A 13,158-nucleotide genomic window follows, 5' to 3' on the forward strand; every position below is an offset into this window, starting at 1 on the left:
GTTGTGCTGTTGGAGCGGCGGCGGTCAGCCGGCGACGGTGCGCGGCAGCGTGGCCACCCGTGACTTGCGGGCGAGGGGGATGCCGACGGTCACCTCGGACCCGCCGTGCCGGACCCGGATGTGCGCCACCGAGCGCAGCCCACGCGCCCGCGGCGAGATCTGGAACGTGAGGCACTTGGCGTTGCCCTGGAGCACCGACCAGTCGCCGGACGCGAGCGGCAGTTGGGTCGGGCCGAGCAGTTGCACTTCGAGGCCGGGGCGGTCGAGGTCGTTGCCGTGCAACCGGAACCGGTACTCGCCGAGCCCTTCCACGCCGTATACGGTGATCGGCCGCGGTCCGGCGACCATCTGGTACTGGTGCAGCACGGCCACCTGCGCGCCCGCCGGCACGTCGGCCCGGACCAGCGCGTGGCTGCCGATCATGACGTCGTCGCCCACCGTGATCGGCCCGAGCACGCGGGCGAAACCGCCGACCTGCACCCGGTCGCCGAGCGTGGGGTGCCGCCTGCCCGCGGCGTTGTCGGCGATGCCCAGCGCGCCCAGCACCACACCCTGGAGGATGTAGCAGTCGGCGCCGATGGTGGCGTCCTCGCCGATGACCGTGCCCATGCCGTGGTCGATGATGAACCGCGGGCCGATGGTCGCGCCGGGGTGGATCTCCACGCCCGTGCGCACCTTCGCCGTCTCGGAGATCTTGCGCGCCAGCACGCGTTGCCGCCACGGGTCGTCGCCCGGCGCGGTCAGCACCTCGTGCGCGACGCGGTAGGCGAGCACGGCCTGGAAGCACGTGTAGGCCTCCAGCACGTACTGCCAGGAGCCCAGGCTCGCCGGGTCCCTTCGTGCGAGCGCGAACAAGTCGCCGACGGCGAGGTCGGCGGCACCGCGGACCAGGGAGGCGGAGTCGAGGCCGAGAGCGGTCAAATCGGACGCGTACGGGTCGAGCACATTCTCGGTTGCCCGAACTATTTCCGGGTAAGCGGTGTCCAGTTCCCGCTCTGCGGGACCGGGACAGGCGGACTCCTCTCGAACGACGGACATCGGTTCCCCCTAGTCAACAGATGAAGTCGCGGTCGGGGACATTACATCGGTGTCCGCACTTCTGCGACCGCAATTTTGCGGCTCCGTCGGCCGATCGGACGGCTTGCTGAGCCGATCGGCCGCACTTGGTTACGCCGGTGTCAGGCACGTTCACTGCATTGGACCAGTGGGGGAGATCGAGATTGACTGAGATTAATAAATCCGAAACACATCGTAGTGCGATACTTCACCCGGTTGACGCAACCACCTGCATAATCTGCCTATATGTGCAGGTCACAGGCACCGCCTGGGCTGGGCGGCGGGCTTGCGCCGTCCGCTAGCATCCCTCGTCGCACCCTTCGCCGCCTGATCGACCGGCGGTCGGAATGGTCGTGCGCGTACTGGGGAGGCACGTTGTCCGGGGGTTTGTCGCCTGGGGGTTTGTCGCAGGACGCCCAGGATTTCCGCACCTTCGAGTTGTCGCGCTGGCAACGCGTGGTGGACAGATATCACAGGTCCTGGGGCGAGTTGACCGGGTCGGCCGGTTCGGGACTGCTCGACGCGGTCGGCGTCGACCCCGGAACGCGGTTGCTCGACATCGCGACCGGGCCGGGATATGTCGCGGCTGCGGCTTCCCGAAGAGGTGCGCGGGCGATCGGGCTCGACTTCTCCGCGCAGATGGTGGACAAAGCGCGCGAGTTGTTCCCGGATGTGAACTTCCGGGTCGGTGACGCGCTCGACCTGCCGTTCGCCGACGCGGTGTTCGACCGGGTCGTGATGAACTTCGGGCTGCTGCACCTCAGCGATCCCGAGCGCGCGATCCGGGAGGCGTGCCGGGTGCTCGCGCCCGGTGGCGCGTTCGGCTTCACGGTGTGGGCGTCGCCGGCGGAGGCGGTCGGGTTCTCGCTGCTGTCCGACGCGATCATGGAGTTCGGCGAGCCCGTGACGCTGCCCGAGGGGCCGGACTTCTACCACTACAGCGAGCCGGACAACTGCCGTGCGTCGCTGTCCGACGCGGGGTTCGCCGACACCGGGGCCGAGGTGCTGCACCTCGACTGGCACCTGGAGAGCGTGGACGAGCTGTTCCCGGCCTACCGGCAGGCGACCGTGCGCACGGGCGCCCTGCTCGACGGCCAGAGCGACGGCGACCGTGCGAAGATCGAACAGAGGGTGCGGGAGACGGCGGCGCGGTTCGAGGACGGCGCCGGCGGGCTGGTGATCCCGATGCCCGCGATCGCCGTCTGGGGCCGGAGGTGAGCACGCCGTCGAACCGTCGTCGCGCCTGGTGGCGTTCGGGAACCAGCTGGTCCAGGTGCACATCGCGCTGCGCGAGCGGCTGGACGAGCTGAGGAACGACCCGTCCGGTGGCGTGCGGGGTTCTGACCTGCGGTCGCACTGCCTGTCGTTCTGCGCCGCGGTGGTGGAGCACCACACGGCCGATGCCGAGCTGCTGTCGCGGGCCACCACCGTGCCCGAGCTTTAAGTGCTCGACGGTTCTGTTGCCATTAACTTCAGTGTTAAGTGAAGAACCGTCTCGTCTAGTTACGAATATTCGTTGATCATTCACTCTGACGTGTGATCTTTCGTGCGATCCTGCCTGCGTGCGGCCACCCTGCGACGCCGCGCTCCGGGAGGAGACACACCATCGTGCGACTACGACCCCTGCTGAATCCCCTTGCCGTTGTCGTTTCCGTCGTCGCCCTCGCGGCGGCCCTGCTGATCCCCACCGCTGCCTCCGGCGCCACGCCGATCACCGTCGCCCAGGCCATCGGGCAGCAGAGCGGCGCGTCCGCCACCGTCCGCGGTTACGTGGTCGGGCAGCCCACCGCCACCAACACCGTGGTGCGGTCGAACTTCCCGTCCGACTACGCGTTGGCGCTGGCCGACTCACCCAGTCAGACGAGCACCAGCCAGATGCTGTACGTGCAGATCACGTCGGCGTTCCGGGCCCAGTGGGGTCTGCGGACCAACCCCGGGCTGCTCGGTGCGCGCATCGACGTGACCGGTCCTCTGGGCGCGTACTTCTCGCACCCCGGCCTCACCTCGCCGACCGCGTTCGCGAACGCCGGCACGTCGCCCACGACGACCACCACGACGAACGTCACGACCACCACGACTCCCGGTGGCGGCTACGACGACACGTACTACCGCAGCGCGATCGGCAAGACCGGCGCGTCGTTGAAGACCGCGTTGAACGGGATCATCCGGACCAACACCAAGCTCTCGTACGACCAGGTGTGGGAGGCGTTGAAGGTCACCGACCAGGACCCGAACAACAGCGCCAACGTGATCACGCTCTACGAGGGCCGCTCACAGAGCAAGACGGGCAACGGCGGCGATCCGAACGACTGGAACCGCGAGCACGTCTGGGCCAAGTCGCACGGCGACTTCGGCACCGCGACCGGTCCGGGCACCGACATCCACCACCTGCGGCCGAACGACGTGTCGGTGAACGCGGAGCGCGGGAACAAGGACTTCGACATGGGCGGTTCGCCGGTCGGCGAGGCTCCCGGCAACTACACCGACGCCGACTCGTGGGAGCCGCGCAACGCCGTGAAGGGTGACGTGGCGCGGATGCTCTTCTACATGGCGGTGCGGTACGAGGGTGGCGACGGCTACCCGAACCTGGAGATGAACAACAACGTCAACAACGGCACCGCGCCGTACCACGGCAGGCTGTCGGTGTTGCTGCAGTGGAACGCGCAGGACCCGCCGGACGCGTTCGAGAAGCGCCGGAACCAGGTCATCTACGACAACTACCAGCGCAACCGGAACCCGTTCGTCGACCACCCCGAGTGGGCGACGTCGATCTGGGGCTAGACCGCTCGCCGTGCTGAACGCCTGTCCTCGCCTCCCCGGCCGAGGGCAGGCGTTCTTCTTTGCCCTGGAACTCGGTCTCTGGGCTCGCACCCGATCCGGTGTTGACTGCGAACGGCTGTTCTGTTCGAATGAACACAGAGCCTGTTCACGGTGTCTGTTCGGCAGTGTTGGTCCAAGAGATCGGGGCAGAGTCATGAGGGCGGGGATCACCATCCTTCCGGAGTACCGCTGGGCCGAGGCGAAGCCGAGGTGGCAGGCGGCGGAGGCGTACGGGTTCGCCCACGCGTGGACGTTCGACCACCTGGGCTGGGGTCCTCTGGTCGACGGTCCGTGGTTCGGCGCGGTGTCGACGCTGAGCGCGGCGGCTCTGGTGACGTCACGCGTCGAGTTGGGCTTCATGGTGGCGTCCCCGAACCTCCGCCACCCGGTGCCGTTCGCGAAGGACGTGATGGCCCTCGACGACCTGTCGGACGGCAGGTTCACGGTCGGTGTCGGCGCGGGCGGGGTGGGCGGCTATGACGTGGAGGTGTTCGGCGGCACCACCAAACCGGCCAGCCAGTCGCGCCGCTACCAGGAGTTCGTGGAACTGCTGGACGCCCTGCTGACCAAGGAGCGCGTCGACTACTCCGGCGAGTACTACACGGCCGTCGGCGCGCGCAACTTCCCGGGCTGCGTGCAGCGCCCGAGGACACCGTTCGTCATGGCCGCGAACGGCCCGAAAGCCATGGCGCTGACCGCGAGGCTGGGCGAGGGCTGGATCACCACGGGCTCGGCCCACGACACCCTCGACGCGTGGTGGAAGTCCGTGGCCGAGCTGTCGACCCGCTTCGACGAAGCCCTGGCCGCAGCATCCCGCCGCCCCGCCACGGTCCGCCGCTTCCTGCAAACCGACGCCGCACCGGTCTTCTCCCTGCAGAGCATCGAGTGCTACCGGGACTTCCTGGGGCGAGCGGACGAACTCGGCTTCACCGACGTGCTCGCCCCGTGGCCGAGGGACGAGGGACCCTTCGCCGGTGACGAGGCCATTCTGGACACAGTGGCCACGGACGTCCTGCCGACCTTGTCCTGACCACCCGCCCACCCGCTACCACAACGCACCTCACCACAGGCAGTGGTGAGGTGCGTTGTGGTTTTCGTGACCGCCATCTTGCGGCTTCGTCACGCTTTGCGTCTGACCTTCTTCTTGACCGGCCGGATTGGACGGTGGTTGTCGCTCGACCTCGTGAACCCGATCGGTGGTCGGATCACCAACAACCACACCGATCAGGCATGTCTTAGCCAAGCGGATGAACCCGCACCGGCGGGCCGCAACCTGGCCGAGTGGTGTTCCGGTTCAGGCGCTGCTTCTTGCTCTGGGTGACTGTTAGCTTGCGGACAGCAATAACACCTGAGTGAGGAGGCGACGTGAAACGCGTGTTCGGGGTGATGCTCAGCGCGCTCGCTGCGGTTGTCCTGCTGGTCCCGTTCACCCCCGCGGCGCACGCGGCCACTGGCCGGGTGGTCGTGTTTTCGGTCGAGGTCGTTCCACTTGAGACCTACGACAACCCCCGGGGTTGCAAGTCGCTCCCGCCGGGCGCGCACGTGCTGGCGAACCTTACCGACGGCGACGTCACGATCTACAGCGACCCGATGTGCTTCTCGCCCCTGGTGGCGGTGGAGGAGGGCTACGGCACGCACGTGCCCGCGCTCGGCGCCACCTTCCGAGCCTGACCGCCGTTGCCGGCAACCCAAACCGATGTCGTGGAAAGGGCGCACGTGTCCTTCGATCTGGTCGTGGTCGGAGTCGGCTACGTAGGGCTGCCGCTGGCGGCGGCGGCTACCGCCTCGGGTATGGCGGTGGCCGGGTACGACACGAGCCCGGAGGTGGTGCGCACGCTCACCGAGGGCCGTTCGCACGTGCCGGACGTGCCGTCCACCGAGCTGCGCGCCATGCGTGCCAGGGGTTTCACCCCCACGACCGACCCGGCCGTCATCGCAGGCGCCGAGACCGTGGTGATCTGCGTGCCCACCGGTCTGGGGCCTGACGGACGACCGGACCTGGGCGCGGTCCTGGCGGCTGCGGAGACCGTGTCCGACCACCTCCGACCGGGGACGTTGGTGGTACTGGAGTCCACCAGTTTCCCCGGCACCACCGACGAGGTGCTGCGGCCCGTCCTGGAGCGGAACGGCCTGGTGGCCGGCGAGGACTTCCCGCTGGGCTACTCACCCGAACGCATCGATCCCGGCAACCGGCGCTACGGCATCCGCAACACGCCCAAAGTGGTCAGCGGGCATACGCCGTTGTGCGCCAAGCACTGCGCCACCTTCTACAGCCGGTTCGTCGAGTCGGTCGTGGTGGCGCGCGGCACCCGTGAGGCCGAGATGGCCAAGCTGCTGGAGAACACCTACCGGTACGTGAACATCGCTCTGGTCAACGAGATCGCGGTGTTCTGCGACCAGCTCGGGGTGGACGTCTGGGACGTGCTGCACTGCGCGGCCACCAAACCGTTCGGCTTCCAGCCGTTCACCCCCGGACCCGGCGTCGGCGGGCACTGCATCCCCGTCGACCCCCGTTACCTGCTCGAGAAGGCTCGCCGTGAAGGCGCCCAGCTCGGCGTGGTGGAGGCCGCGCGGCGGGTCGACGCGTCGATGCCGTCCTATGTGGTCGAACGCGCGGTGCGGATGCTGAGCCGCGACGGGGTGTCCGTCGACGGCGCGCGGATCCTGCTGCTGGGCGTGTCCTACAAGGCCGATGTGCCGGACACGCGGGAGTCCGCCGCGTTTCGGATCGCCGACGAGCTGAGCGCGCTCGGCGCCACGGTGACCTACCACGATCCGGTGGCGGGTGAGGTGCCCGCGCTCGGACCGGCCGCCGCCGACCTCGACTCCGCGCTGCGCACGAGCGACGCCACCGTGCTGCTCGTCGCGCACAGCGGCTACGACCTCGGCCACCTGGCCAGGAACGCACGGCTGCTGCTCGACGTCACGGGCAGCGTGCCGGGAGAGGAGGTCATGCGCCTGTGAGATTCCCCTGACCGGGGAACCGGTCTCCGGACCGGAACAGCACGCCAGGTTTCGCTGAACCAGCTTTTTCACAATGAGGAGTGTCCCGAATGGTCATGTCCACGTCGGTCAAGAGCGATCGGCTCAAGAAGCGCTTCGAGAAGTGGGACGTCGACGGCAACGGCCTGATCGAGAAGTCCGACTACGAGGCCGAGGCGCACCGCATCATCAAGGCGTTCGACGAGGATCCGTCGTCGCCGCAGGCACGAGCGCTGATCGACGCCTACATCTCCATGTTCGAGTTCCTGGCGACCAAGGCCGGTGTGGGTGCGAACGGCTCGATGACCGAGGACCAGTTCCTGAGCGTGGTCGAGGCGCAGGTGTTCGCGGAAGGCGACGCCGGCTTCAACCGCGTGATCCGGCCGACGGTCGCCGCCATGGTCGGCCTGTGCGACATCGACGGCGACGGCGAGGTGAGCCCGTCGGAGTTCCGCAAGTGGCTTGAGGCCATCGGGGTGGACGCCTCGTCCGCCGTCGAGGCGTTCCGCACCATCGACACCAGCGGCAACGGGACGTTGACCGTGGACGAACTGGTGGCCGCGGTGCGCGCCTACCACTTCGGCACCCTGGACGTGCCGCTCCTCGGTCACTGACCGGACACAGACAACGGCGCCCCGGGACGATCCCCGGGGCGCCGTTGGCGTATTCGGTTCGGGTGCTCAGAGGGCCGGGACGACCGCCGGGCTGAACACGACCCCCACGTCGGGGCGCAGGCCGAGTTCGGGGCCGGTGCGCGGGGTGGCCGTGCTGATCAGGATGTTGTAGTGGTTCGGGTAGTGGCAGGCGTCGAAGCCCAGCACGGTGCCGATCAGCTCGCCGTCGCACCACACCTCGTCGCCCCGGTCGATCACGCCCGCGTTGTCGATCTCCACGAACCCGAGGAACGCGACCCGGTCGATGCGCGCGCCCGCTGCGGTCTCGTCGTGGTCCGTGGTCACCAGCTCGTGCACCTCACCCCGGCGCACGCATCGGCTGGCGAACGGTTCCAGGCTCATCCCGCGGTCGTCGCGGCGGTGCACCAGGACCTTCACCACCCGGCTGCCGACCGCCCGCTTCTCGCCGTCCTCCACCATCACGCACCCTCTCTTCGGTAAGCCTCGTCCACCAGGTCCAACGCGGCCAGGCCGCCGTCCCGCCACTTCGACCGCAACGCCACGGCGTGCGCGAAGGCGTCCAGCACGCCCGCGTACTCGTGCCACAGCGAGCCCTTGAACTCGTCGTAGCCGGCGAGCATGTCCGCCCGCAGCACGGTCCCGTCGGTCAGCCGCACCGTCACGTCCTTGGTCTCGCCGGGGTACGACCAGTCCAGCTCGACGACCGCCGGCGCGGTGCCGCGCACGCGCAGCACGGCCTGCCGGTCGATGCCCGCCGCACGCGTGATCCGCACCGATTCCAACGTCAGCTCGCCCAGGAACAGCCGGACCAGGTCCAGCGCGTTCGGCCCGTTGTCCGCCAGGCACCCGCCGCCGGACCGCGCCGGGTCGAGGTACCAGCGGTCACGGCCGACGTGGTCCTCGATCCGCTCCAGGTAGCGCACGGTCAGCTCGGCGATCGGCGCGGCGCCGGTCAGCTTCTCGTGCAGCGCCAGCACGTTCGCGTTGTACCGGCGGTGGAACGCGGTGAACAGCGCGACATTCCACGCCCGCGCCGCCTCGGCCACCTCCAGCCCGGCCCGCAGGGTGATGGCCAGGGGCTTCTCCACGCACACCGGCAGCCCGCGCGCGATGACGTCCAACGCGACGCGTGCGTGAACGTTGTTCGGCGCGGTCACCACCACCGCGTCCAGCCCGCCCGCGTCGAGCATCGCCCGGTGCGACCGGTACGCGGGCACGTGGTGCCCGGCCAACGCCTGCTCGTCCAGATCGCACACCGCGGCCAGTTCGAAACGCGGCGAGGAGGCGATCGCGGCCAGGTAGAACCGCGAGATCACGCCCAGCCCGACCAGCCCCAGCCGGATCAGCCTCGGCCCGCTCATCCGGCCGCCCGCAGCTCAGGCGCGACCGCGCGCAACTCCTCGTACAACGCCACCGGCACCGGCACGCCGTGCGCCCGCCGCCACCGCGCCCGCTCGCCCTCGTGCCACCCCGGGTACGACACCGGTTTGCGCGGGTCGACCGACGGCGAGCCCAGCACCGCGCCGAACAACGCCGACGCGTCCTGCGCGAACCCGGGCCGCAGGGCCGACGGCGCGAACGCCAACGCCATCACCCCGATGTCGTCGTCCCGCGACTCCGTCGACGTCGGCCCCATCGCCGCACCCGGCACCAGCGCCGCCAGCACCTCCACCAGCAGACCGAGCCCGAAACCCTTGTACGCGCCCGTTTCCGGCGCGCCACCCAGCCACAGCAGGTGCCCGTCACCCCGGTCGAACGCCGCCGGATCGGTGACCGGCGTCCCGTCGTCGGCGGCCAGCCACCCCGGCGGGATCTCCTCACCGGCCCGCGCCGCCGCCCGCACCCGACCCGTAGGCACCACCGTCGTGCTCATGTCCAGCACGAACGGCGGCCGGTCGCCCGCCGGGCAGGCCAACGCCAACGGGTTCGTGCCCAGCATCGGCTCCCGACCACCCGGCGGCCGGGCGATGCGCTGCCCGCCGCAGTTCGACGCGATCAGCCCGACCATCCCGTGCGCCGCCGCCCGCGCCGCGTGGTACCCGGCGCACCCGATGTGCGTCGCGCCCCGCAGCGTCACCAGCCCGATCCCGTACCGCGCGGCCCGTGCGGCGGCCAGGTCCATCGCCTGGGACGCCGACCACAGTCCGAGCGCCTTGCGCGCGTCGGCCAGCACGGACGCGCCGAGGTCGGCGATCACCGCCATGTCGGCGGCCGGGCGCGTGCGGCCGGAGTCGAACAGCGGCAGGTACAGCCTGGTCAGGTTCACCAGACCGTGCGTGCTCATCCCGGTCAGGTCGCCGTGGCACAACGCCTCCGCGGCGACCGCCGCCCGGTCGGGAGGCATACCGCGCTCCCGGAAAACACCGGTGACGGTGGCAAGCAGGGTCGGATAGGGCACCAGGACGGTCATGATCCTCCGTTCCGCGCGAACCGCACGACGATGTCCCGCACCACGGCGGTGAACCGGTCGAGGTCGGCGACGTCGGCGTGCTCGCCGCGCGCGTGGGCGTTGTTGGCCTCCAGCGATCCGGGGCCGAGCACGGCGGTGTGCGCGCCCGGCACGTCGGCCAGCCAGATCGCGTCACAGGTGAACGCGGGCTCGTGCGCGGGCCAGCGCGGCACCACGCCGTCCAGCAGCGGCACGTCCTGCGGTGGCAGCGCGGGCAGGCCGCGTTTGCGCCACACCAGCCGGGTGATGGCTGCGGCGTCGACCGCGGTGCGGTGGAACGGCGGCACGCCGCGGAACCGGGCGGTGAACTCGGCCAGCCCTTCGCGCAGCGCGGCGTCCAGCGCCACGGCGAGCACCCGCGCGGACGCCGTGCTGCCGTAGGAGAGGTTCAGCAGCAGTTCACCGCGCCCGTACACGCGGTTGTGCATCCGGCCCGTGTGCAGCCCGGCCACGCACACCTGACCGTCGGACGTCCGACCGGCCAGCGCGCCCGCCAGGTGTTGGGCCAGGAACCCCAGCAGGACCGACGCGTTGTGCCCGGCGTGGGGCTGGTCGTCGATGGCGTCCTCGCCGTCGACCCGCACGCACGCCGTCATCGCGGCGGTCGACCGTGGCAGGTAGCGCAGGCCGGTGGGCTCGCAGAACACGTTCAGGAGGCCGTGGTACCCGGCCTCGACCAGCGGGCGGGTGCCGAACACGCCCATCGCGCCGCCCTCCTCGCCGGACACCGCCTGGATCATCACGCTGACGTCCCGCCCCACCGCCGGATCGGTCATCGCGGCGCGGACACCGGCCAGCAGCGCCACCGCAGGGCCCTTGGCGTCGATCGCGCCCCGGCCGTGGAACCGGACGCCGTCGAACCCGGCCGGCTCGAACGGCGCGACCGTGTCCAGGTGCACGTTGAACATCACCACCGGCTCGGTCCTGCCGACCCGCAGCACCAGGCTCGGCTGCCGTTCCAGGAAATCCGGGTCCTCGGCGATCGCCTCGCGCACCACGGCGGGCACGTCGTGCCGCAGCACGTCCGCCTCCCGCGCCGGTCCCAGGTGCACGGTGCGCATCCCGAAACTCTCGGCGGCCTCCGCGTACGCGTGCACGGCGTCCCACAGGTGCACCGCGGCGGTCGTCTCCAACGGGCCGGCGGTCGGCAGTTCGAGCAGCCGCAGCAGCAGATCGCGGTCCTCGCCGATCACCGCACGCGCCCGATCACCGCACCAGCCCGGCCATCGCCCGGCCGGCCGCGACGAACGCGGAAGCCGCGTCGGGCGCGAGCGCACCCGACGCGTGCGGGCGCAGCGACACGTGCGGCTCCAACGACCACGCGCCCCGGTACCCGTTGGCGCGCAACAACTCCACGCACTCGGCCACCCGCGCCTCACCGGTGCCGGGCAGCACGAACCGGTCGCCCACGGCGTCCTTGACGTGCACGTGCTCGACGTGCGCGACCACCTCGCGCAGCAACGCGTACCCGTCGTAGCCGTGCGCGACACCGTTGCCGGTGTCGAACAGCAGCTTCAACGCCGGGTTGTCGACCGCGTCGAGCAGGTCCAGGGCGCGCTCGGCGCTCGTGCCCGCCCAGCCGGAGCAGTTCTCGTGCAGCAGCACGACACCGGAGGCCTCGGCGAGTTCGGCGAGCATCGACACCCGCATGATCACCCGGTCGCGCCACCGCCGTTCGGACAGGCCCGCGTTCGGGTAGGACATGATCCGCACGTACCGGGTGCCCAGCGCGGCGCACCGGCGCAGCAGCACGTCCAGCTCGGCCAGGTCGTCCTCGAACCGGGTGCTGATCGGCCGGGCCCAACCGCCGATGCGCGACGCCAGGCACACCACGCGGACGTCCCGCGCGGCCAGGTTCTTCGCCACCACCGCGAACTCGGCGTGGTCAAGGTCCGCGATCGCGCGGCCGTCCACGGTGCGCAGTTCGACGTGCGACCAGCCCAGCTCGTCGAGCACCGCCAGCTGCCCGGCCAGGTCCGACGCGGCCTCGTCGGTGATGCCCGCCAGCACCGGTCCCGGTCCGGTGACCGGGGTCGACACGGTCTCAGCGGACATGCGCGGCCACCGGGCCGGGTGACGCCTCACCGCGTGCGGCGGGCACCACGGGCTCGGCGCAGATGTTCTTCGCCACGGACAGCAGCTGCACCACGTCCGTGGCGAACGCGAACCCGCGCGCGTGCTGGTCGCCCGCGGCGTGGAACAGCCGGTAGGCGCGGATGATCCACTCGGTGAGCGAGTCGTCCCGCAGCACCTCGTGCTCACGCCGCCCGTTGACGGTGACGGTCAGCTGCGAGTGGTCGTCGTCGTCGCTCACCGCGAAGTGGCCGACCGCGCTGCCCTTCTCGAACTCCACCGTGATCCGGCGTTCCCGCACCGGCGAGGTGAGGTCCGAGCTGATCTCGGTGCGCACCCCGCTGTTGTGCCGCAGCCCGATCCGCGCGCCACCCATCCGGGGCACCACCACGTCACCCACGACCAGGTCGAACCCGGCCGCGTGGGTGACCCGCGCGCTGCCCGCGAGCCGCAACGCCAGGCCGACGCCGTGCGGCAGCTCCACGTCGAACGCGGTCTGGTGGCTCGGCCTGGTCAGCGATCGGCGGAAGCGCGGCTTGTTCTGCACGATCGAGATCGCCTTCGGCTCGCCGAGCGTGCCGCCGCGCACCAGCTCGGTGAGCCGCACGGTGAGCGCGCTGGTCAGCCACGGCTCCACCACCGCGATCCGCAGGCCGTACTTGCGGCGCAGCCTGATCACCCTGGCCAGGTCGTCGGTGTCGGCGGCGAGCGGTTTCTCCGCGATCACGTTGCGGAAACCGCGTTCGGCGAGCTCGGCCATCACCTCGGCCCGCACGGTCGGCGGCGTGCACACGTGCGCCACCGTGTCGGCCGGGTCGAGCAGGGTGGCGGCCTCGGCGAGGCTGCCCACCATCGCCAGGCCCGGTCGTTCCGCAGGCAGCCGCCGCGGGTCGCACGCCACGATCGGGCGGTCGTCGAACAGCTGCCGGACCGAGGTCCGCGCCCTGGCCAGTACCGGCAGGTGCAGGTCCGCGCCGGCCCGGCCCAGCCCCACGACGAGTGTTCGCACTATTGAGCCCCGTCTTGTCTCGTCCAGTCTCGAAGGCGCCATGAATTGGCGATCGCAATTGATGACCCCGACGTTGTCCTAATCACGTGGTGCTGTCAACTCCGTGCGGGTTAGTTGACCAGGAAGAGTGAACT

The 13,158-nt window shown here is 70.4% G+C and carries 15 protein-coding genes; 8 read left to right on the top strand and 7 right to left on the bottom strand.

The genetic code is table 11. The features are described from left to right. Positions 1-24 precede the first annotated feature (24 nt). Entirely contained in the window at positions 25-1,038 is a 1,014-nt protein-coding gene (locus FM051_RS05785) for a serine O-acetyltransferase (protein ID WP_158841425.1), read from the bottom strand. Positions 1,039-1,431: 393 nt separating this feature from the next. On the opposite strand from FM051_RS05785, the gene FM051_RS05790 reads away from it, so the two are divergent. The 8 genes from FM051_RS05790 (at position 1,432) to FM051_RS05825 (ending at position 7,472) form a co-directional block, all read left to right on the top strand. Then, the gene (locus FM051_RS05790; protein ID WP_158841426.1) at positions 1,432-2,274 is read left to right on the top strand and encodes a class I SAM-dependent methyltransferase; all 843 of its coding nucleotides are present in this window, start codon (positions 1,432-1,434) and stop codon (positions 2,272-2,274) included. Positions 2,275-2,302: 28 nt separating this feature from the next. Beyond that, positions 2,303-2,500, top strand: coding sequence for a hypothetical protein (locus FM051_RS05795; RefSeq protein WP_158841428.1), 198 nt, complete (start codon positions 2,303-2,305; stop codon positions 2,498-2,500). A 164-nt stretch (positions 2,501-2,664) separates the two neighbouring features. After that, positions 2,665-3,837: an endonuclease gene (locus tag FM051_RS05800; RefSeq protein WP_158841430.1), complete on the top strand. Its 1,173-nt coding sequence runs from the start codon at positions 2,665-2,667 to the stop codon at positions 3,835-3,837. A 193-nt stretch (positions 3,838-4,030) separates the two neighbouring features. Beyond that, the gene (locus tag FM051_RS05805) at positions 4,031-4,906 is read left to right on the top strand and encodes an LLM class flavin-dependent oxidoreductase (RefSeq protein WP_158841432.1); all 876 of its coding nucleotides are present in this window, start codon (positions 4,031-4,033) and stop codon (positions 4,904-4,906) included. 66 nt (positions 4,907-4,972) lie between these two features. After that, positions 4,973-5,197, top strand: a complete 225-nt coding sequence (locus FM051_RS05810) for a hypothetical protein (RefSeq protein ID WP_158841434.1) — start codon at positions 4,973-4,975, stop codon at positions 5,195-5,197. A gap of 44 nt (positions 5,198-5,241) precedes the next feature. Continuing rightward, a complete protein-coding gene (locus FM051_RS05815; protein WP_238412154.1) occupies positions 5,242-5,547 on the top strand; it encodes a hypothetical protein in 306 nt (101 codons plus the stop codon). A gap of 45 nt (positions 5,548-5,592) precedes the next feature. Next, positions 5,593-6,840, top strand: coding sequence for a nucleotide sugar dehydrogenase (locus tag FM051_RS05820; protein ID WP_158841436.1), 1,248 nt, complete (start codon positions 5,593-5,595; stop codon positions 6,838-6,840). Between the two features lie 89 nt (positions 6,841-6,929). Then, complete coding sequence (locus FM051_RS05825; RefSeq protein WP_238412155.1) at positions 6,930-7,472, top strand: EF-hand domain-containing protein; 543 nt, start codon at positions 6,930-6,932, stop codon at positions 7,470-7,472. A 66-nt stretch (positions 7,473-7,538) separates the two neighbouring features. Here the strand turns inward: FM051_RS05825 and FM051_RS05830 are convergent, their stop codons facing one another. The 6 genes from FM051_RS05830 to FM051_RS05855 are packed head-to-tail and all read right to left on the bottom strand — an operon-like array spanning position 7,539 to position 13,024. After that, complete coding sequence (locus FM051_RS05830) at positions 7,539-7,952, bottom strand: DUF6917 domain-containing protein (protein WP_158841438.1); 414 nt, start codon at positions 7,950-7,952, stop codon at positions 7,539-7,541. Then, positions 7,952-8,854, bottom strand: a complete 903-nt coding sequence (locus tag FM051_RS05835; protein ID WP_158841440.1) for a Gfo/Idh/MocA family protein — start codon at positions 8,852-8,854, stop codon at positions 7,952-7,954. Before FM051_RS05835 ends, FM051_RS05830 begins: the two co-directional genes overlap by 1 nt. Further along, positions 8,851-9,903, bottom strand: coding sequence for an Ldh family oxidoreductase (locus FM051_RS05840; RefSeq protein ID WP_158841442.1), 1,053 nt, complete (start codon positions 9,901-9,903; stop codon positions 8,851-8,853). Before FM051_RS05840 ends, FM051_RS05835 begins: the two co-directional genes overlap by 4 nt. Then, positions 9,900-11,135, bottom strand: coding sequence for a M20/M25/M40 family metallo-hydrolase (locus tag FM051_RS05845; RefSeq protein WP_158841444.1), 1,236 nt, complete (start codon positions 11,133-11,135; stop codon positions 9,900-9,902). Before FM051_RS05845 ends, FM051_RS05840 begins: the two co-directional genes overlap by 4 nt. A gap of 13 nt (positions 11,136-11,148) precedes the next feature. Then, positions 11,149-11,997, bottom strand: a complete 849-nt coding sequence (locus FM051_RS05850; RefSeq protein WP_158841446.1) for a sugar phosphate isomerase/epimerase family protein — start codon at positions 11,995-11,997, stop codon at positions 11,149-11,151. Then, on the bottom strand, positions 11,987-13,024 hold the full coding sequence (locus FM051_RS05855) for a Gfo/Idh/MocA family protein (RefSeq protein ID WP_238412156.1): 1,038 nt from the start codon (positions 13,022-13,024) through the stop codon (positions 11,987-11,989). Before FM051_RS05855 ends, FM051_RS05850 begins: the two co-directional genes overlap by 11 nt. Between the last annotated feature and the right edge of the window lie 134 nt (positions 13,025-13,158).

Source organism: Saccharothrix deserti, from assembly GCF_009769385.1.
Classification (GTDB): Bacteria; Actinomycetota; Actinomycetes; order Mycobacteriales; family Pseudonocardiaceae; genus Actinosynnema; species Actinosynnema deserti.